A 21567-nucleotide genomic window follows, 5' to 3' on the forward strand; every position below is an offset into this window, starting at 1 on the left:
GCCTCCATATTCACATGTGATGGACTTAAGCCAAATATTCCGCCATAATCTGCTCGATATCAAACGGGGTAATTCCTTGCTCCACCGAATAGATTGTATCGGCCTGATCCAACGAATCTACCAACTCACCTCTGGCCTTTGCATGGAGTGTGAACAAGTCGTAGAGATCCGGTTTGCGCAATGTGGTCAGGGCTTTGCCCATCAAGACCATCCCTTTTTGATTACCCTCAACATTATTGTAGTATTCCGGATGTCTGGTCAGCGCCAGATCCGTCCAGATGACTGTACGCTCTACCAAATCCATAATGACGGGAATCGTGATCTGCGTATCTGCCGTGATATCAATCTTGTTCGCCACCGTGGACGGCTCGAAGATCTCGCCAGAGCCTGGCTTTTTCCGCATCATCCAGCCCACAAAGCATTCAGGCAGATCGCAATATGGATGACTCGTAAAGGAAAGCAGACTCGCCACCACATAACGTCCGCCATAATCAACAATCGACGGAATATGCAGGTCAATAAACTCACTTGCACCATGAGGCGCTGTCACGATATCCCCGCTATGAACGGCCTTATAGTTGGATGAACGCAGATTCGTATAGGAGATGTGCTCTACATAGTTCCAATTCTCATCGTACATCACCGCAGACAGATCGATATCTACGCGCCCCGTTGCTTGACCGTTCACAGTGCCTTCCTTCCACCAGTTGAAGAAACGAATTGTGTCTCCCTCGGCCATCGGCACCCGACTTCCCCGAACAATCGTATGAAGGGCCTTGCTCGCCGATCTTTGGGAAAAGGGAACCAGATAATCATGGAGCTGTGGATCGACATACGTCTTCCCTAGCGAAGGAAGGGCGGCGAAACGCTGCACCAGCGCCTGTTCGCACATCTGCACGACGGCACGACAAGTGTCATCGTCCATCTCGGGAAGCTGATTCGGAATGGCGAAAGCCTTCGCTACATTGCCTTTCGGGAAAAATACACGCAAATCCTGCGGCTCATTACGCTGGGCAAAATGTTGTTTTACCTGCAACAGTACAGGGGTCGATACGTGCTCCAGAATTTCTCCGAACGCCAGCAATACATATTCCTTATCCGTGGTAGAACGCAATAGGTGATCCAATCTTCTCGCGAATTCACCCGGGCGCTGCTTCAACAGCTCAATCAAACTCCATACATTCCGGTATTGGAAGGCAAGCTCCACACTTCCGTTAAAGGTCGTAAACGGCTTGTTATTACGCAAAATATCAAAAGCTTCCTCGCATCGTGGGTAACGAAGCTTATATTCAGATGGATGCAGAATTTCGCCCAGACGAATCCAGCGATCCTTGTATCGAAGCATGTCTTCCGTAATTGAACCGCATTGCTCCAGAAGACCAAGCAACAGGCGTCTCTCACGCCGCTTGAATTTACGGAATGGCGAAGCCAGAGTCAGACTGACATCACCATCCGACCAGGCTACAGCAAGACGAAGGACATCCGTTGCCGTTCTGAAATACGGGCCGATTCGGTCGATATTGGCCTTTTCATATTTTAATAAGGAAGCTACTACGAACCCCACATTTTCCTTGAAAGGAATCTCGGCTGGCAACAACGCATCTACTTCATCCGGTTCCGCATGTTCCAGCACCGTATCGATATCTGCTTTGTCTGTCTCCGAAATGGAGCCCTTCGCTTCAATCAGCTGACGGATGACCTTCTGGAAGTCAGCCTTGTTGCCAAGGCCAATGACTTTCAGGTTCACTTTATCCAGTAAAGGCCCTCTTTCTACGAGTTCATACTGCGGATATACCGAGGTCAGATAATGCAGGATGGCATTCAGGTAGAGTTCCACCTCATCTTCCTCCATCACCTGCGCCGGAAATCCAGGGTACATCGGTTTGTAGTCCACATGCGCGCCGACCATGATTCTCAGATCAGCCACAACCTGGGCCATCAATGCTTCAAATTGTTCCTTGGATAATGTTCGCACGGCCTGAATCAACTCATCCGAGAATGTGTATCCAAGCGTTTCTATATTTTTAAGGGCAGTCGCCAAATAAACCTTCGGCAGCTGTTTCTCCCCTTGTTCCTGCTCGATCATGAGTTTCTTCGCTCTGCGCAAATAGATGGTATTGTTCATGATAAAAGAGTCCAGGAAAGCCATATCCCTACAATTGGTGGTCTGCTGTAGAAGGAAGGAATATGATAGCCTGGACGCCTCCTCTCTGAATTGAGATCTTCAGGAAAGCGGCAACCCTAAGTTCGCCAATGAAGTTAGAAGGAAGGATCGCCATAGCCTGAAGGCCATAGGTCCGAAGCTTGTGACCCGAACCTTTGATGAACCCATCATCTCAGATTCCACGATCTCCCAACAGGGCGAAAGTATTACGACTGAATAATTAAGGGTGAATTTTCCGACTTGCATAGAGTAGTTCTGGAGGGCGGCATACACTAATGGTACATAAAAAAGAGCTAAGCACGGTTTTAGCCGGCTTAGCTCTTTATCGCACCTACTATAGAGCAGGTCGCATATATCTCGTTACATCCGAACGACTGACTTCTCAGCCGTCAGCCCAAGCACCCGAGCGGTTGACGCATGTACCTGGTTTAGAAGACTAAGATTTTCAACCAGTGACTCGCCATACGAAGGAACCATTTCCTTGATCTTCGGCTCCCAGGCATCCATATGCTGCGGGAAGCACTTCTGGAGGATTTCCAGCATCACGTGAACAGCAGTTGAAGCACCCGGTGAAGCTCCAAGCAATGCTGCAATTGAGCCATCCGCCGCAGTGACGACCTCCGTGCCGAATTGAAGGGTTCCTTTGCCGCCTTGAGCCGTGTCCTTAATCACCTGCACACGCTGGCCCGCCAGTACCATATCCCAATCCTCACTCTTGGCATCTGGAACAAAGTCACGCAATTCGGCCATGCGTTGTTCCTTGGATAACATGAGTTGTTGGATCAGGTATTTGGTTAGTGAGATTTCTTTGACGCCTGCCGCGAGCATCGTGAGCAAGTTATGCAGCTTCACGGACGTAATCAGATCGGCATTGGAGCCCGTTTTTAAGAATTTTGGCGAGAACCCGGCAAACGGTCCGAATAGCAGTGACTTCTGGTTCTCAATAAATCGGGTATCCAAATGCGGAACAGACATTGGCGGAGCACCCACCGAAGCTTTTCCATATACTTTGGCATGATGCTGTTCCACGACTTTCGGATTTTTGCACACCATAAAGATGCCGCTAACCGGGAAGCCGCCGATATGTTTACCCTCAGGAATGCCGGCTTTTTGCAGCAAATGCAAGCTTCCGCCGCCCGCACCGATGAAAACGAATTGTGCGGTGTGCCGTTCGACGGTTCCGCTCTTCAGATTTTTCACGGCTAATTCCCAAGATCCATTGCTTGTGCGTTTCATATTTTTCACGCTATGTTGGTAGTGGATATCCACGTTTTGGCTCTTTAAGTGTTCCATTAGCATACGCGTTAAAGCACCAAAGTTAACGTCCGTACCGGAGTCAATTTTGGTGGCTGCAATCGGTTCATTACCCGTGCGGTTTTTCATCATCAACGGAATCCATTCCGCCAGTTTTTTCTTATTATCCGAGAATTCCATGCCAACGAATAACGGATGTTTCGCTAACGCTTCAAAGCGTCTTTTTAGAAACTGGACATTCTGCTCTCCATGTACATAACTCAAATGAGGGAGCGGCATAATGAAGTCCCGCGGATTACGAATCAGATTGCTTTTGACGAGATAGGACCAAAATTGCCTTGAGATTTGAAAATGCTCATTCACCTTAATCGCTTTGCTAATATCTACGGATCCGTCTGGTCGTTCAACGGTATAGTTAAGTTCGCACAATGCTGAATGCCCGGTTCCGGCATTATTCCATTCGTTGGAGCTTTCCTCCCCCGCACTGGCGAGCTTCTCAAAAACCTTAATATTCCAGTCTGGTGCCAATTGTTTAAGCAAAGTTCCCAAAGTTGCACTCATAATTCCGGCACCAATCAAGATAACATCTGTACTCGTTTGTCCCTGGCTCATGTCTACCGTCCTTATATCCTATATTTGCCAAAAGGATGTAAGCGTTATCGATTTGGCATTGCAGCAAGCCCCATTCTTGAACAGGCCCGCCCCTTTTCTGAATGAATATAACCTTGATCTAGTGTATCAATAATATGGGTCAATTTAAATATGCAATTTGAAGATATTTGCTATTCCCTCAGTATACGCTAGTTTATGTCAGATAGATAACCCGGTTATAGGGCTGAAAGATTAATTTGTTCAATAAAAAGAGACAATTCTGGTTGCGTGGCCTGAATTGTCTCTGAAAGGTGAGAGGAATTGATGTTTGGGTTAGTGTTTATCTGTTTGCACACCATAATAGTGTTTTTATTGAGACTCCAGTTCCAGCAAACTGTTCTCTAGTATTTGAATGTTTTTACTCTCCATTATTTTAGAGTTCAGTACAGCAACAAAATTTATGAATTCTCGGGCATTACTCACGATTTCCTTAGTAAAAGAAGCCATGCTAACATTAGCGCCTTTCCAAGTTGAATATCTAAACTCCTTAAACGGCTCCGTAATAAACAGATCCAGAATGACTTCTCGATCAGTGTCTTCAACTAAACTGACTTCTAATTCCTTTTCCTGCGATTTAAACTCAAGCCACAAATTAGCGCTATCCGGAATTCGATATGCAACATAATTATGAACTTTAACCATTTTGGCAATGGTTATTAAGTCAACAAACCATCTAATGAGTCTTTCATTACCAAATGGACAATCTTCGAAGAACATGCCGTACTTATTACCGTTAAAGTCCAATTCAATAATTCCCTCTATATCTTGTTTCGTCTGATCAAATTGCTCCGCGGACATTTGTTTAATTTCATCAAAGTTATCAATTGCTTTGAAAGAAATAGCGAACATATTCAAGCACTCCTAATCTAATAAATCACTAATTTTATATATATGAGTTCCATATACAGAATCAACATTACCATTTCTAATGAACACCTTAATCGGTTCATTAAAAACAGTAACGGTATGCAACCCTTCGTTTACTCCTTGTTGTTTCAGCTGATTGACGGCCACCGTTGACGCATCAGTTATTTTTTTATCCGACCACTCTTTATTAAAAAAAGATTTCCTACTTAACATTTCATTAATCTGCTCTTCAGACATTTTCTTTTGGAGATATGGAAGTTGTTGCTTCGTACTATTTACAGAATGTCTATTAATAACATGATCAATTAGATTTTGACTCAAATTAACTTTCTGCTCAACGGCTTTTGGAGATGCTTCAACCACACTCTTTTGAGTATTCCCCAAATTCGCTTTAGCCGTTTCAAGATTCTTCTTAATTTTCGCCACGGCTGGACTAGATGATGGTAAACGAAATGGACCCTTGCCACCCGGGACACTTCCACGAACCATCTGAATCGCCATAAACACTTGGGCAAATTTCAGAGAGGCAACCATGGTTTGAGCATAAGAATCAGAGACAGATTCTCCTGTATAGGGATGTATTCCGTTCTGGAATGCCTTGATCTGTAACGCAAAAATATCCTCCCCAGGTGGTTCAACCTTCTCACCTTGCATGCGATTAACATCGAGATGTCCATGATCCTTCTCATACGCCTGAAGAGCAGCCTGATCCGCAACACCATCCTCGTTGACAGGCATCCACACCCACTTTCCAAACATATTGATTCGTGCCATCCGATATCCCTTATCACCCGAGCTTGAATCACCTGCTGAATTGGTCATGATTGCTGCGGCACCGACTGCTCCAGTTGCACTACCCAAACTTATCAACTGAGCATCTGCATCCTGGAAGCGCGTAGCGATGTCCTTCAATTCTTTGGATGTGTTCACCATACTCTCCAGCGCTTTATCCAGTATAGGGCGTGATTGCTCAAACTCATAGAAAAACCGCTCCTGCGTTGCACCCATCCACATCATCTGAATGAACATGATCTGTCTCGTCAGATCACCCCGTATACTCTCCAACTGTTGTCTGGCTTGATCCACCTGATTCGATACGTGATGCAGTTGTTCAGGGGTTACTTTGATTCTACTCATACATTTCTCCGCTCATTTAAAATAGGATTAGCCTATGTTAGCAGAAGTTTGCAGTACAGGCCATCCGGCTAACATCCTGATTTAACCATTTCTAAAATATAAGCTGTACACATCATCGGTGCTATGGTCCTATATGCATTTACCCATTTCAAAGCACTTTTTACCAGCAAATAACCCCATTACCCTATCCCCTCCAAAAACGTCCGATACCGCCCAATCTGCTCCTCCGTTGCATCTTCCCGCAACGATTCTAGTAGTGACGCGCATTTTTTGAAATACCGATTCATCTCAAGCTCATCCGCTAATCTAAGTGCCTGCAAAATGAACTCCACCGCTTTCTTTTGCCTTCTCATGCATTGTTCGTATAAAGCTCGGTGATAACAATAATGGTACATATCTGCGTTGTTTGAAGAATCTAATTTTACACCAACACCTTGAACCTGACTCGAAAACATATGTAAAACTCGATCAATCTGCCAACGATACCGGACCGCCGCCTCCACAATCGTTCTCAGACCTGCTATACATTCCTCTGGATGCTCTAGCAGAAAATTCACATACTCCTCCAGCATCTCTGAATGCCCCGCTTCAATCTCCAACGCATACCGATTCACCTGCGCTCGATGCCTAAACTCCTGCACTACCTGCATTCCCGCATCATCCAGCTCTTCCATCCACTCTAGCTCTGCATATTGATCAATACACGCCCGCGCTTGATCCACCTGCCCCATCTTCTGGTGAGCCATGCCCCGCATTTGGAGACTGAACCCGTAATAATAGAACAACGGACGCTCGGTATGAATATAGGTTAAAGGTAATCCCTTGGTTCGATGCCCCTGTCGATCTTCATGGATGCACTGCACACATTGATACAACATGTCCGCCCTCTCCATTACCTTGTTCCAATTTTCAAAAGCAACAGCCATGTCCAACATTTCAACAATAATGTCCGGTTTAAGTGATTTCAGGATAGAAGTTCGCAAAGGGATTCCTCCTTGATTATCCATTTTTATATAATTGTATAGATAAACAAAAAGGTGGTCAATATAAATTGTACTTATAAGTACTTTTATTTTATAAATCACTTTGTACATATTAGTCTGTAACGATTCATTAACCTCTTCTAACCTTAAGTGGAGGTGATCATATGAATTTACCAGAAAGTGTAGGGAATCGAATACGCGAGTTAAGAAAGGCCAAGGGTTGGACTCAAGAACAACTAGCAGAAGCTGCAGGTCTTCATTACAGCTATATTGGTGGGGTTGAACGGGGCGATCGAAATATTTCTCTGGAGACTCTGGAAAAAATAATAAATGGATTTCAGGTTCCTGCAGAAGAAATCTTCAAATTCAACATAGAATCCGAGTACCAAAGAGCTTTGGATGAACATATAACATTAGTAGGTGGTAAAAGCGCAGATGAAATCTCATCATTAACGAAAATTAATAAAGAGATTCTGAATACTATAGAAAAGCTACAAAAAAGTTCTGACTAAACACATCAGCATCGAAATCAAAAAGAGTGGAGTAACCCTCACACTCTTTTTTAATTTCATGAATCTACAAAACAACCCGCTCAAACTCCGCAAACTCAATCCGATTACGCCCATTCTGCTTCGCCTGATACAACGCCTTATCCACCGCAGCGAACAGCTGAATCAGATACCCCTCCGGGTTATCCGGCACATGCTCCAATTCAAAATCCTCAATCGACAGAATGCCTATGCTAATCGTAATGGACACCTGTTCGATCTCGTGATCCACCATAATGCGGTTGGACTCCACAGCTAGTCTTACGCGCTCCGCGATTTGGTTCGCCAAATCATGCTCCGTGTGCGGAAGGTAAATCATGAATTCCTCCCCGCCATATCGCGTTAGAATATCGGTACTCCGAATGGATTCTTTGACAGCCTGAGCCGTGCGATGCAGCACTTCATCCCCGATGACATGTCCGTAGCGATCATTGATCGCTTTGAAGTAGTCAATATCCAGCAGTATGAGTGAAAACGGCGTTTTATATTGAATGTTGGTGATAACCTCATGATTCAGGTGTTGGGTCAGATAACGACGGTTGTAGCAGTTCGTCAGACTGTCCGTCAGGGCGAGTTCTTCCAGCTTGCGATTGGCCTCGGACAACTCCAGACGAATGCGATCCAGGGCATGATTACGCTCCTGAAGCGTCTCATTCTGCCGATTCATTTCTTTTACGTAGAAGCGCTCTTGAGAGACATCCTGGAACGTAAGAATATGACCAATGGGCGCGCGAGCAGCATCAACAATGGGAGACGCTTGGAGGATATAGTGACGGATGTCATGCCGCCCCACGAGTACTTCAATTTGAGACAAGGTATTGTCTTTTTGCTTATACTCCTCCAGGAACTTCTGACGGCTGCCCTCTACATGAACAGAACCCAGAAATGCCTCCATATCAAAAGAATCGCCCACATGCAGATCCATGAAGGATCGGGAGGCTTTGTTCAATTCAATAATCATCTCATTCTCATCCAGTACAAGGATGCCGTAAGGAATGGTATTGATTACATCCTCATGGGCGATGGAAACCAGATCGAACACATTGTACCTTTTAATAACATAGACGAAGAAAAGGTCGGACACGAAAATCCCCAGCGAAGTCAGTCCGGGAATAATGAACGGTAAATACGCTCTTAGAACCACATTAAGCAGAGCATCGATTGTTGCAAAAGCAGCCAGCACGAATATGCCCCATAGCGTAACTTTCACCTGATTTTTAATCATGGAGGACGTTCGAGAAGAATATAGTGCCCGGAATAAAATAAAGAGGGACGTTACAAAGTAACTGACGAGTATAGCCATGACAACCCAGAACCAGTGTCCATATTCCCGCTCGATATAACCGCCTTCCAGCGGAGTTACAAACCAGCCCCACGGGTTCAGAATCACGCCAACCGCTCCAATAACCGCAGGGATGAACAATAGGAAGGATCTTTTTTTGCCTAATCGCTCCGCTTCACCCGTAATGAAGATCGTAAGCAGCAGCCAACCACTCCCGAGTAAGGAAACGGCGACAAAAGATAACGTAACATAGAACAACTGCAAGCCGGGGTCCTTCGTCAACGTACTCGCAAATTGACAGAATGGCCAGAGCATCATCAACCCATGAAACAAAAAGTAAACCTTATGTAAGTTCGTAATTCTAACCGTTGCAAAAACATATACGTATACACCAAACAATAGGACGAATAGAAAGAGATCATACCATACTAATGGGCTCACGAATCTTCTCCTTTTTGCATGCGACAACGAAGAATAGTATTGAATTGGGGTATTCCTTAACGCTAGATGAACCTTCGATAAACCTATAAAAGATATTCCTATATTGTTGCTATTGGTTAATTTAACCACATCTTATCACACCGCTAATGGGGTGAGTAGCCCATACAATGGCAAACCAACCAACCTCTGTTTGAATTTTGCGCAATTTTTGCGTTTTTGTGAATGAAATTGAACGTTTGGATGTAAACCGGGGGAAAGAAGACCTTGTTAGCTGTCGTAAGAGGCAAGCAGGTACGTATGTAGAGCCCTCCGTTACCGGACGGCCCTCTCCTCATTCGTGTACAGTGTCCAAAGGCAAATTGTCAGAGAATAAATCCGGATTATCTTGGAGCATGCTCGTGATTACTTCCGTCAACAAGGCCGCATCACACACTCTGACAACCGCATCGCCAAGCTGCCCCTTACGCATCGCACCTTTACGTTCAAGAACGTCATCCACTTTCCAAAAATGCTCCGACCACGATAATCCGCAATGTCTTCGGGAAGGCACCGAAATTTCGGTTCCATCGGGTAAAACCGTCTTTAACATCTCATGGCCGTCAGTTAATCTACCTGGGATGTCGACCCATTCTTCAATACCATGGATAAACGTGTTCCGTTTCAGATCAACGCCGACCAAAAGGATGGATGCCTTCCGATCAAGCAGCTTCCCCCAGGCTGAGCCTCTCGCACAAGGTGTATCGAAAAGATGATCGTCCTTCGTAAATGCTTCGGCGTCGCGTCCCAGAGCAGCTACCGAATGTGTAGGGTGCCAAGAACGTACTACTTCAGGTCGTTTGCGAAATAGCTCAGGAAGAATACCGACGCAGCATGGCGAAGATTCCACGTGGAACATCGGATTGTCCGCATTGATCGTGGACCATGTATGCGTTGGCAACACCAATAGCCCGTCCTTCATATACTCGGTCAACGCATCCAACACCGTATCCGCACCGCCTTCGACTTCGCCCAAGCTTTTCATAGAAGAGTGAACGAGCAGCGTTCCTTGGTCATCAATGCCGAGCTGGCGCAGTTGGTGGAGTAAACTTTCTTGCGTATGTATCATGAATAGATAACCTCCTTTGGGCTATTATAGCAAAATAGAGCTTAGTCGACGGTACTAACGTTATCCTGTGATACCAAGTTTAATATTTGCGATTATATAACATAAATTTAACTTAAATCATAAATAATGTTAATTCCGTGTCACTCATATGTTTATTTGCTCTGATATAATTTCTGCTAGGTAGACGAAAGGAGATTATAGGGTTGAAAAAAGAGCTTGGTGTATTGATGGTGTTGAGTGTCGTTTTGCTTTCAGGATGTGGATCAGATAAGCCCACAGCGAATCCGCAAGATTCGGGTGAGTCTCCCAGTAAACAAGTAACAACACAGCCAGTGCACAGTATGAATGAAAAATTGTTGGGATCTTCAGAGGATGAAAAAGTAAAATTTTATAAACAAACCGACGGGGTAACACTGGACATTAACGGTAATAAAAAAGAATTTTCTTGGAATGTCCCTGTTGATACTGGAACTGCCCCGCAGGTATTTTATACGGATGTTACAGGCGATGGAAAAGAAGAGGCCGTAATTATTATCCAGACTGGACGAGGAACAGGTTTAAACAATTATGATATTCATGTCGTTAACGCCGAGGACCTATCCGAAATTAAAGTACAAAGTTATGAGGAGATTGTTGCTGATCAGATTGAGACGCATGTTGCTAAAAATGGCGACGGTACATTAGCGATCTCCGTTAAAGCACAAGGAAAAGAATATGATTTCAATTATGGGTTTGATCCAGCGCCGGATTACAAGCAAGACAGCCTTGCTTTTGGTGGTGTAAATATCTATTCATTGGAGAATCAAAAAATAAAATTGAACCTTGGAGGATCTGTAGGTGTGTCTCCCACATATGTATGTGATTTCAATATCACATACAAATTCGATAGTGCTAAGAATGAATTTCTTGCTGATCAAATTGAAGTTAAACCTATTGAAAAATAAAAAAAGGCTGACCACAATTGGTCAGCCTTTTTTGGTGGGAAATTAAATTAAACGACATAATCAAAGAATGTGTGTCCACCGACTACGATTTTAGAGCTGACTTGCACCGTGCTTCCACCCGGAAACTTATAATATAGCTTGTTACCGGAAGTGTAACTCAGTTCTGAAAATCTAGTATTAGCAGTGTAAAAACACTTACCGCTGATTGGATTTGAGTAGCTACTTAGGTTTGATGCGAGGCTAACAATGTTTTTCCAAGCTGCACTGTCTGTATCAGGTTTCAGACATTCAGCCAAGTTAGGATTACCTTCGTTAAAGCAACTAAAAGCATTTGGAGCAAGCACGACTGCTTCAATCGAGTTGAGATTTTTAAATTCGTTGTACGTGGAATTACTTTTACGGTTACTGATGACATAAGCAACGCCTACACGAGAATCTGAATCGCCCCTGGTTTCTCCCCAAAGAGTTCGGGCCAACAAGTCCACGCTGTCACGTCCGTAAAGCTGAGATTTTGAAGTTAGTGCATCACCAATTGCCATAAATATTACCTCCATTAAGTTAAGTTATTTTGTCGATCACCGGCGTCTCATGATATAAAGAGAAATGAGTCTCGGATTTTACAACCACTCTCCGAATTTCATTTCAATTCACTAGTACCAAAAGTTAGTATTACCTCAATTATGTTGACATAAGAGCTCCTGTTTTAGATCTTCACGATGATCGGCCGGTACTTGTAATAAGAAGGATCTTAGCTTTGGTGCCCCATTTCAGGTCACAGACCCAGCGTCTCACAGCAAGACAAAATGGCCGGGGAACCCCCCGGCCATAAGGAAAAGAATTTTTATGAGTTCATGAATAAGTCCATGAAAAACAAAACTATTTAATCACAACGTATTCCAGGTTCACCAATTTCGCATAGGTCACGATTTGATCCGTAGTCAGGTTCAAAGATACTACGGTATGGTGACCGCCGCCATTCTCGATCCAAGCTCTGACCCCATCCTGGAAGTTAGGCTTCACATTCCACAGTACACGGGCTACCGGCAGATTAGGCGCTGGTACTGTCGGTTCAAATGCCGATACTTCGTTGATCAACAGTTTGTAATGCGTTCCGAAGTCTGCCATGGATACTACGACACCTTCTCCCGCTTTACCATCGAATACGAGACGTGCAGGATCTTCACGATCACCAATCCCCAGTGGGGACACGATGATCTTCGGTTTGTTGCTGGCGAGTGTCGGGTCTACTTCAAGCATGTGGGATTGAAGAATTGCCTCTTGGCCAGCTGCCATCTCGTACGTGTAATCCTCCATGAAGCCTGTGTTTTCGTTATGGGCCATAACTTTGAGCAGGCGGTCGAGTGCAGCCGTTTTCCAGTCGCCCTCACCAGCAAAGCCGTACCCTTGAGCCATCAGACGTTGAACAGCCAAACCAGGAAGTTGCTTCATGCCATGCAGATCTTCGAAGTTGGTGGTGAAGGCACTGTATCCGCCCTCGTCCAGGAAACGTTTGATCGCAATTTCATAACTTGCTTGTACACGTACGCTAGCTTCCCAAGCTTCTTTGCTGTTCGTGCCATAATCGAATTCATATAGCTCTGCATACTGAGCGATCAAATCATCGATTTCTTGCTCTGTTACGTCATTCACGTACTGCACAAGGTCGCCGATACCGAAATAATCGACTGTCCATCCGAATTGGATCTGTGCTTCCACTTTATCGCCTTCGGTTACGCCCACATTGCGCATGTTATCACCGAAGCGAGCAACTTTGATGTTGAAGCTTTCGTTGTAAGCTACCGCTACGTCCATCCAATCCGCAACCTGCTGCTGCACTTCTGGACGCTCCCAGTAACCAACGACGATTTTGTTTTGTTTTCTCAGGCGTGCATTGATGAAGCCATATTCGCGGTCACCGTGAGCCGCCTGGTTCAGGTTCATGAAGTCCATGTCGATGGTCGCCCATGGAATGCTTTCATTGAATTGTGTCGCGAGATGAAGCAATGGTTTTTGCAGCAATTTCGTCCCCCGAATCCACATTTTCGCAGGCGAGAACGTATGCATCCAAGTGATCACACCGGCCACTTCGTCGCGATAGTTCACTTCTTTCATGATGCTAGTGATTTTATCTGCGCTTACCGCCAAATCCTGCAATACGAGTGGGTACGGCAGAACGCCGCTTGCATTGAGGGCATCCGTGATTTTTTGTGCATTGGCTTTAACCTCACCCAGCGCTTCTTCCCCGTACAGATGCTGCGAGCCTACGACAAACCAAAACTGTTTAGCTGCTGACATGTATTCATCCTCATTTCATTTTTATAGTTGAACAAATGGGTTACACTTACCACTCCGATTGCAGTACCATCTTCCGATCGCTGGTTATCCCCGGATTTCTTTGATCAATTTTAATAAGGATGATATCCGGTTATAAAGGCGAGCGCTTTGCTTCTACAGATTGGTACTGCACTCTCCGTTATCGTGTAAAAGTTTGATACAACTTCATTGGTAGTAGTAACAAACAACTTATTCGCTTGAATTATTATCAACCGATCGCTACATATCAAATTACTTCTGTCCGTAGTACGCGTCTTTTCCGTGTTTCCGCAAATAGTGTTTATCCAAAATGCCTTGCGGCAGTTCTTTTGCAAAGTTATTCAATTGCCGCGCATACAGGTTCATTTTGCACACTTCCTCCAGCACGACGCTGTTCACTACCGCCGACTTGGCGTCTTTGCCCCACGTGAACGGTGCATGACCATGAAGCAGAACTGCCGGGATTGCCATCACATCCAGCCCGCGCTGTTCAAATGTTTCAATAATGAGACGGCCCGTCTCCGCTTCGTATCCGCGATCAACTTCATCCTGGTTCAAGAAACGGGCACAAGGTACGGCACCATAGAAGGTGTCAGCATGCGTCGTCCCCATCACGGGTACGTCCAGACCAGCTTGCGCCCAGATGGTCGCCCAGGTGGAATGAGTATGCACAATACCACCGATTTCCGGGTAATGTTTGTACAGCACCGCGTGAGTCGCGGTATCCGAAGAAGGTCTCATTTCGCCCTCCACCACATTGCCGTCCAGATCCACCACAACCATGTCGCTTGGCTTCATCCTGTCATAGCTGACACCGCTCGGTTTGATGACAAACAGGCCACTATCCCGATCCATCGCGCTGACATTACCCCATGTAAACTTCACGAGTCCGTGCTTCGGCAGCTCCAGATTTGCCTCATAGACCTCTTCTTTCAGTTGTTCTAACATGTTATTCCCTCCCGTTCTCTAATAGTGCGTGTTCAAAAAGTCGGTTTTCAGTACCGAGAAGATGGGATAAAGCTAGAAATGGAGTAGCGGAGCGTAGATAGAGCTACGTGAGCAACGGACATTTCGGCTGAATTCCATATTCGATGTTGATGATGCCACTAGGCATCCTTCGTAATCAAAAGCGGTCTTTTTGAACATCCTCTACCAGATGATCTACCGCCGCCTGCTCAATCGCGAGGCCCTTCCGGTAACGTTCGATAAATGCTTCAAACCCTTTGACATCCGATGCATCCGGTGCAACTTCCTCACCCTGAACATCGCTGAAGACCTTCTGTTCCAGGAACACATCCAGGCTCTCCTGCTGATCCTTGTTGATCATGTACGAGGCCAGAAGCGCCATGCCCCATGCGCCGCCTTCGCCCGCTGTAGACATGACGGACACTGGCACATTCATCGCTGCGGCTACGATCCGCTGTCCGACAACGGGAGTCTTGAACAGACCACCATGAGCCAAAATGCTGTCAATCGCCACATGCTCGTTCTTCGTCAAAATGTCCATGCCGAGCTTGAGTGCACCAAATGCGGTGAACAAATGCGTGCGCATAAAGTTCGCCAGATTGAAGTTGCTTTCCGGGGAGCGGACGAACAATGGACGACCTTTGTCGATGCCCGTAATGTTTTCACCCGAGTAATAACCGTAGCTCAGCAAACCGCCACCATCCGGGTCGGCTTCCAACGCCTTATTGAACATCACGCTGAACAATTTGCCGGTATCCACTTCGTAGCCCATTGCCTCAGAAAATTCACGGAATAATCCAAGCCAAGCGTTGATGTCGCTGGAGCAGTTGTTGGCATGCACCATGCCTACCGGACTACCGTCCGGCGTCGTAACCATATCGATCTCGGGATACACTTTGGATAATTCCTTTTCCAAGACAATCATTGCGAACACGGATGTGCCGACAGAAATGTTGCCCGTACGCTTCCTCACGCTATTCGTGGCTACCATGCCCGTTCCGGCATCACCTTCTGGCGGACAGAGTGGAATGCCTGACTGCAAATCATTCGAAGGATCAAGTAGCTTGGCTCCCGCTTCGGTTAACTCACCAGCATTCTCACCAGCGAGATATACCTTAGGAAGAAGATCCTCGACCTTCCACGGATAACCTTTGCTTGCGATCAGTTCATGGAACTGCTTGATCATGGACGGATGATAATTATGCGTAAGCTCGTCGATGGGGAAAATGCCCGAAGCGTCGCCGATACCGATGGCTTTATTGCCCGTCAGCAGCAAGTGTATGTAACCCGCCAAGGTTGTCAGGTGATTGATGCGAGGCACATGCGCCTCTTCGTTCAAGATCGCTTGGTACAAGTGAGCGATGCTCCAACGTTCCGGAATATTGAACTGCAGACGATCCGTCAGTTCTCTCGCAGCCTTCCCAGTAGTCGCGTTACGCCACGTCCGGAATGGTACCAGCAGTTCTCCCGCGCTATCCAATGCGATATATCCATGCATCATGGCGGAGAATCCGATGGAGCCTACCGTTTGCAGCGTGATTCCGTATTTCCGCTCCACGTCTTGCTTCATTTCCCGATACGCAGTCTGAAGACCTGTGATGATATCATCCTGGTTATACGTCCAATATCCGTCTTTCAGGAGGTTCTCCCATTCATAACTGCCTGACGCGATGGTCTCAAAACGTTCGTCAATCAGTACCGCCTTGATCCGTGTCGATCCAAACTCGATGCCTAGTGAAGTAGCTCCCTTGGTAATCGCTTCTTTCATATCCACATGACTCATGATCACGTAGTCCCCTCTCTGACCACAGTAGGTAAAGTAAAAATAGTTTTGCCTTGAAGATGATTGAAATAGATTCATATTTCGATTCATTGAAAAGAATGCGCTTTCCTTTTCTGACAGCCTTAGTATATTTTTTGTACGTACATTTGTCAATAATATATAATAGTTATACTTACATCAGTTAAGATATAACGTCTAAATGATCTCATTTCTGTGCTTAAAAGGTTATTTTGTAGGGTACACATTTCTGTTTAAGGATGGGAATTGTACGGTTTATTTTGTAAAACTGGCTGCTTTATTTCCATTCAGATCGATTCATGATAAAATATGTACGTACAACTATGGATATGACGATGTTTTTTATAGATAAGTAACGATGAAAGAAGTGGACTGCGTGAAGCCAAAGTATCAGGTCATCATTGACGATATCAAAAGCAATATCCTATCGGGAACCTATAGCGTAGGCGAACAAATCCCTACCGAATCCGCACTGCAGGACAGCTACAACGTGAGCCGCCAGACGGTGAGAAAGGCCATTTTGGAGCTATCGAACGAGGGCTTTTTGAGAAGTGAGAAGGGTTCCGGAACCTATGTAAGCAATCTGTATCGATCCAGAACCGGCGGGAACACGATGAAAAAAACAATCGGCGTCATCACGACGTACATCTCCGATTACATCTTCCCCTCCATTATCCGCGGTATTGAAGGCCGATTGAATGAGGACAATTATTCATTGCTGTTAGCCAGCACCAACAACGACGTTGCACAAGAGAAAAAGGCGCTCGAGATGATGCTGTCCTACGGTGTGGATGGCCTTATCGTCGAACCGACCAAGAGTAATCTGTACAACCCCAACATAGCGTACTACCTTTCCTTTAAAGAGCAGGACGTACCGTTTACGATGATCAATGCTTTTTATGAAGAACTGGAGGTGCCTTTCTTCTGTCTGGATGACGTGCAGTCAAGCTACCTGGCTACCCGGGAACTGATCGCCAAAGGACATAGCCAGATCGGCATTATCGCGAAAATGGATGATTTACAAGGGAAGTATCGGATGAAGGGATATATCAAAGCGCTGGGCGAAGCCAAGTTGCGGTTTCATCCCGAGCAAGTGCTTTCGTTCGATACGGCATCGAAGCCGGACCTCTCCACCAATCTGGAGGTGTTTCTGGAGGAAAACAGAGATGCGCTGACCTCCCTTGTCTGTTATAACGATGAGGTGGGGCTGGAAGTCGTACATGCATGTAGAAAGCTTGGCATTTCCATTCCAGACGAGTTATCCATTATCGGCCAGGACAATTCATACATCGCCAAGAACGCAAACATCAAACTTACAACATTAACCCACCCCCAGGAACAAATGGGCCGTGACGCTGCGGATTGGGTCATCAAGAAACTGCAGGGCAAAAAGGATCTGCCCACAAACACCTATTACCAGCCCGTGCTGGTTGAGGGCGAGACAGTGAAAGAGATTGAGTTGGAGTAGTATTGGGACCGAGGTTTGGTTAATGGGGATTGCTCCATAAAAGGGATATCACAATCTCAACCACCCGCCTTTTTTCTGTGGTCACCATGTTCTTGCTGAAATACGAAAAGGCTGCCGTAATGGCAGCCTAAGATTTTTTGCTTTGGTCTTTCTTTTTAACTAAAACGGGAACTAAACTCGTAAGGAGTATCTCTCCCAATGGAGAGGCCTCCGTTATTTTGTGATACCATTCCAGAACGTCAGCTCGTCAATGGGCAGTCGAGTCGTCGGATGCCCCGGTTGCGAGGCTTTGCCAATGGAAATGAGAATGGTTGGAACATAACGATCGGGAATATCGAATGCTTCAATAAATTTATTTTTATCGTATCCAGCCATTGGAACGGTATCATAACCACGCGCTTTGGCTGCGAGCATGAACTGCATCGATAATAGACCACAATCAAATATTACGCCGTCCTTGATATATTGAGAATCCATGCTTCCCAGCATTCCCTTCATGTTGGTAACCAACGAATCCTTAACTTCCTTCGTCATATAACCAGCTTCTACAGAAGCGTCGTAAACGGAATCCACCTGTTGGATATACTCCAAATCACCCAGCACCGCAATAACGGCCGAGGCATCTACCACCTGCTGCTGGTTATTCGCGATGGGAAGCAATTGTTCTTTCAATGCCTGATCATTAAAGACAATGAATTTCCATGGCTGCATATTCGCGCCAGATGGAGCAAGTGCTGCTTCAGTCAGAATATCTTTCAATTCCTCCTCTGAAATGTTGACCGCAGGATCGTAATGCCGTACAGAACGTCTTTCCTTTACCACTTCCATGAAGCTTTGCTCTTGTTTTACGCTCTCCATCCCGTTTTGCCTCCCATATATTATACTGTGTATTATATGGCACAGTTAAAGATAAAAAAATAAACCACTTAACTGTGCTAATATAAGCACAGTATATATGTGGATGGGTATGTTGTCAATTCTCCATTATCGGACTCATTCGTTTGGCCATGTCGGCAATGGTGTATTTTCTCAGAATTTCCAACACGCTATGATTAATTTCCCCCGTTATATCATTGAACATGTCATGCATCTGCATACCAAAGGAGTGATCGCCTGTGGAATCCAGCATTCCTTCACACAGCGATGCCTCGGTCTGAAGCGAAAGATATATATCGGCCAGTGTCACCGATTCCGGTGGCTGCTTCATGCGATAACCTCCGTCGCGTCCTTCACGGACCTCCAGAATATTCTCTTGAGCAAGTTTGGCCAATATTCGGCGAATCAATGTTGCTTCTGAGCATAATTGATTGGCGATATTGTTACTTGGATAGCGGTTAGAACTATTAGACATGAACACAAGGGCCTGCAATGCCAAGCCGAATGCCTTGCTATTGGAGGGACAGGTGTGTTTGGCCTTTTTCATCGTACAGGGCTCCCTTCTTCGTTGCGTCCTGTGTGAATTATAGCAAACCCCCAACTCCCCTTCAACACAGCATCGAGGTTTGCAGACAACAGCTTGCTACGGTAAGCCAGAAGGTACACGCCAAAGAACCCCGGTTACTATAACCGAGGTTTATTTGCCATAGAGGAATTCGTATTATTCGGGTTTATTCCTCATCTTCCTTTTCCAAACTCACAATGATGCCTTTCTTCTCCAGGTTTTTCACAACCTGCTCAGCCTGTTCATTCAATGGATTGCCAGCCAACGATACCTCTATTAAATGGGGGATGGTCTCGAGTACTTCAATATCCTGAATGAGGTTGTCCTCCACATAAAGATACTCCAATGTCGGATGATTCTTTAATGGTGTCAAATCTTGAATTTTATTGTCATTCATGATGATCCATTCTACATTTAACTTTTGAAGAGGGCCTAGGTCTGCCACCTGATTGCCGCTGGCAAGCAAACTGGTCAACTTATGTAGATTTTTCAATGGGGCTAAATTTTTAATTTGGTTACCGCTAATCAATAAACTTTCTAAACGACTTAACCCGGAGAGAGGGGATAGATCTTTGATCTGATTCCCTTCAAGAACTAGGAATTCTATTTTTTTTAACTTGCTGAGCGGTGTAATATTTTTAATATTATGGCCGGGCAGAATTAGATCTACCAGGTTAACGGCATTTTCAAGCCCTTGCAGGTTGGAAATCTTGTTTTTGGTATCCTCGGCATATATCGATTTTAATTTCTTCAAGTCGCTCAACTTCAATTCTTTTTTTGAAGATATCTTCAAAGTTGTCCGAATAACTTTGGTCAGAGCCACATCTTTAATAACGGGGGCGGCAGACATGGCTGTTGCCGGTAATAATACGAGAACCAAACAGAATACGATTAACCTTTTTACAAATGAAGTGGGCATATCGGTCTCCTTTAAGCATCTTGAATTATGTGTCAGCTGTAATCATATAAAATATAAAGCTTCCAGAAATGAACATCTTTTACGATAGTACTTCCTTTCTACAACTGTGTCCATAAAGTAGTCAGGAGGCAATACATAATTGAGTAAAGTGGAGGAGGGTATCCATGAACGTCGGGTCAGCACGAAAAGCAGCATATGAGTGGGTTATGGAGCATGCCAGCAAGGAGAATGGATTCAAAGGGGCCTATTTCAGTGGTTCAACAATAGACTTGCCTGATGACAAAGAGTTGTCAGCTACCTCCGATATCGATGTTGTGGTCATTACGGAAGAAGCTACACCCCCGCTAAAGCTTGGGAAGTTTCTCTACCGTGGTGCTTTGGTCGAAGTAACGTATCTGTCTTGGATACAGATCGCCTCAGCCCAAGAGGTGCTGTCATCCTATCATCTGGCAGGCAGCTTCCGTGTGGACACGATCATTGCTGATCCCACCGGGCATCTAACCAGACTTCAAAAAGAGGTATCTCTCCATTTTGCCGAGCAAGTATGGGTACAACGCCGATGCGAAAACGCTCGGCAAAGAATCGAAAATGGGCTGCGGGAAATACATGCTGATGCACCATTGCATGACAAGGTAACTGCTTGGTTGTTCCCGACCGGAGTGACTACACATATGTTACTTGTTGCAGCGCTTCGTAATCCGACTGTGCGCCTCCGCTACCTTGCTACACGTGAGGTACTTGAAGAATACGGCTACACCGATCTGTACGAGAATCTGCTGGAGCTGCTCGGTTGTGCTCACGTGAATGCTCAACGTGTCGAGTATCATCTAGAAGAACTCGCCCACACATTTGACATTGCTGCGGCAGCAGCTAGGACGCCTTTCTTTTTCAGTACCGACATCACCGCAACTGCTCGTCCTATTGCCATTGATGGTAGTCGTGCACTCATTCAGTCCGGATTCCATCGTGAAGCGGTATTCTGGATCGTCGCAACCTTTGCCCGCTGCCATAAAATTCTGGAGGCTGATGCTCCTCCTGGGATACAAGAAGCACTAACTCCAGCCTTTGAAGCAGCTATCGCTGATCTTGGTATTGCTTCTACCAAGGACCTTATCCGTCGCGCCAATGACGTTACTAAATTCCTACCTAGACTTTGGGAGACTTGTGAAGCGATCATATCGTCTAATCCTGGCATTGTAGGCAAGTAATATAGCTGCTTTATTCAGATATACTCCAAACATTATATGATAAACACTTACATGGCTATAATTAGTTCTCAGTGG

General features: G+C 45.4%; 18 protein-coding genes. 4 read left to right on the plus strand and 14 right to left on the minus strand.

Annotation, left to right across the window (positions count from 1 at the left end; all coding sequences use genetic code 11):
* Nucleotides 1-25: 25 nt before the first annotated feature.
* From DC345_RS11875 to DC345_RS11895, 5 genes are all read right to left on the minus strand, one after another.
* Entirely contained in the window at nt 26-2125 is a 2100-nt protein-coding gene (locus DC345_RS11875) for a TerD family protein (protein ID WP_113053365.1), read from the minus strand.
* A 399-nt stretch (nt 2126-2524) separates the two neighbouring features.
* Entirely contained in the window at nt 2525-4030 is a 1506-nt protein-coding gene (locus DC345_RS11880; protein WP_113053261.1) for a malate:quinone oxidoreductase, read from the minus strand.
* Between the two features lie 348 nt (nt 4031-4378).
* Entirely contained in the window at nt 4379-4918 is a 540-nt protein-coding gene (locus DC345_RS11885; RefSeq protein ID WP_113053262.1) for a hypothetical protein, read from the minus strand.
* A 12-nt stretch (nt 4919-4930) separates the two neighbouring features.
* Nucleotides 4931-6073 (minus strand): WXG100 family type VII secretion target, encoded by a 1143-nt coding sequence (locus DC345_RS11890; protein ID WP_113053263.1) that lies wholly within the window; start codon nt 6071-6073, stop codon nt 4931-4933.
* Between the two features lie 179 nt (nt 6074-6252).
* Nucleotides 6253-7056 (minus strand): DNA-binding protein, encoded by an 804-nt coding sequence (locus tag DC345_RS11895; protein WP_113053366.1) that lies wholly within the window; start codon nt 7054-7056, stop codon nt 6253-6255.
* A gap of 164 nt (nt 7057-7220) precedes the next feature.
* On the opposite strand from DC345_RS11895, the gene DC345_RS11900 reads away from it, so the two are divergent.
* Nucleotides 7221-7568: a helix-turn-helix domain-containing protein gene (locus DC345_RS11900; RefSeq protein WP_113053264.1), complete on the plus strand. Its 348-nt coding sequence runs from the start codon at nt 7221-7223 to the stop codon at nt 7566-7568.
* Between the two features lie 64 nt (nt 7569-7632).
* Here the strand turns inward: DC345_RS11900 and DC345_RS11905 are convergent, their stop codons facing one another.
* Nucleotides 7633-9327, minus strand: a complete 1695-nt coding sequence (locus DC345_RS11905; RefSeq protein ID WP_113053265.1) for a histidine kinase N-terminal 7TM domain-containing diguanylate cyclase — start codon at nt 9325-9327, stop codon at nt 7633-7635.
* A gap of 331 nt (nt 9328-9658) precedes the next feature.
* Nucleotides 9659-10429: an AAC(3) family N-acetyltransferase gene (locus DC345_RS11910; RefSeq protein ID WP_113053367.1), complete on the minus strand. Its 771-nt coding sequence runs from the start codon at nt 10427-10429 to the stop codon at nt 9659-9661.
* 206 nt (nt 10430-10635) lie between these two features.
* Here DC345_RS11910 and DC345_RS11915 point away from each other — a divergent pair, with 206 nt between their 5' ends.
* A complete protein-coding gene (locus tag DC345_RS11915) occupies nt 10636-11376 on the plus strand; it encodes a hypothetical protein (protein WP_113053266.1) in 741 nt (246 codons plus the stop codon).
* A gap of 47 nt (nt 11377-11423) precedes the next feature.
* Here DC345_RS11915 and DC345_RS11920 read toward each other — a convergent pair whose 3' ends face one another.
* The 4 genes from DC345_RS11920 to DC345_RS11935 all read right to left on the minus strand — a co-directional run bounded on the left by DC345_RS11920 (nt 11424) and on the right by DC345_RS11935 (nt 16438).
* A complete protein-coding gene (locus DC345_RS11920; RefSeq protein WP_181586564.1) occupies nt 11424-11915 on the minus strand; it encodes a cell wall hydrolase in 492 nt (163 codons plus the stop codon).
* Between the two features lie 337 nt (nt 11916-12252).
* Entirely contained in the window at nt 12253-13671 is a 1419-nt protein-coding gene (gene araA, locus DC345_RS11925; RefSeq protein ID WP_113053268.1) for an L-arabinose isomerase, read from the minus strand.
* Between the two features lie 270 nt (nt 13672-13941).
* The gene (locus DC345_RS11930) at nt 13942-14637 is read right to left on the minus strand and encodes an L-ribulose-5-phosphate 4-epimerase (protein WP_113053269.1); all 696 of its coding nucleotides are present in this window, start codon (nt 14635-14637) and stop codon (nt 13942-13944) included.
* A 175-nt stretch (nt 14638-14812) separates the two neighbouring features.
* Entirely contained in the window at nt 14813-16438 is a 1626-nt protein-coding gene (locus DC345_RS11935) for a xylulokinase (protein WP_113053270.1), read from the minus strand.
* Between the two features lie 394 nt (nt 16439-16832).
* Between DC345_RS11935 and DC345_RS11940 the strand changes: the two genes are divergently transcribed.
* Nucleotides 16833-17924 (plus strand): GntR family transcriptional regulator, encoded by a 1092-nt coding sequence (locus DC345_RS11940; RefSeq protein WP_064641501.1) that lies wholly within the window; start codon nt 16833-16835, stop codon nt 17922-17924.
* Between the two features lie 213 nt (nt 17925-18137).
* On the opposite strand, the gene DC345_RS11945 is transcribed toward DC345_RS11940, so the two are convergent.
* From DC345_RS11945 to DC345_RS11955, 3 genes are all read right to left on the minus strand, one after another.
* A complete protein-coding gene (locus DC345_RS11945) occupies nt 18138-18782 on the minus strand; it encodes a nitroreductase family protein (RefSeq protein WP_113053271.1) in 645 nt (214 codons plus the stop codon).
* 115 nt (nt 18783-18897) lie between these two features.
* Nucleotides 18898-19347: an RrF2 family transcriptional regulator gene (locus tag DC345_RS11950; RefSeq protein ID WP_113053272.1), complete on the minus strand. Its 450-nt coding sequence runs from the start codon at nt 19345-19347 to the stop codon at nt 18898-18900.
* Between the two features lie 184 nt (nt 19348-19531).
* Nucleotides 19532-20284, minus strand: coding sequence for a leucine-rich repeat domain-containing protein (locus DC345_RS11955; protein ID WP_113053273.1), 753 nt, complete (start codon nt 20282-20284; stop codon nt 19532-19534).
* A gap of 164 nt (nt 20285-20448) precedes the next feature.
* Here DC345_RS11955 and DC345_RS11960 point away from each other — a divergent pair, with 164 nt between their 5' ends.
* Nucleotides 20449-21492 carry a hypothetical protein gene (locus tag DC345_RS11960; protein WP_113053274.1) on the plus strand — a complete coding sequence of 348 codons (1044 nt, stop codon included), beginning with the start codon at nt 20449-20451 and terminating at the stop codon, nt 21490-21492.
* The last annotated feature ends 75 nt before the right edge of the window (nt 21493-21567 follow it).

Origin of the sequence: Paenibacillus taichungensis, assembly GCF_003287275.1 — a bacterium.
In the GTDB taxonomy this organism is placed as follows: domain Bacteria; phylum Bacillota; class Bacilli; order Paenibacillales; family Paenibacillaceae; genus Paenibacillus; species Paenibacillus taichungensis_A.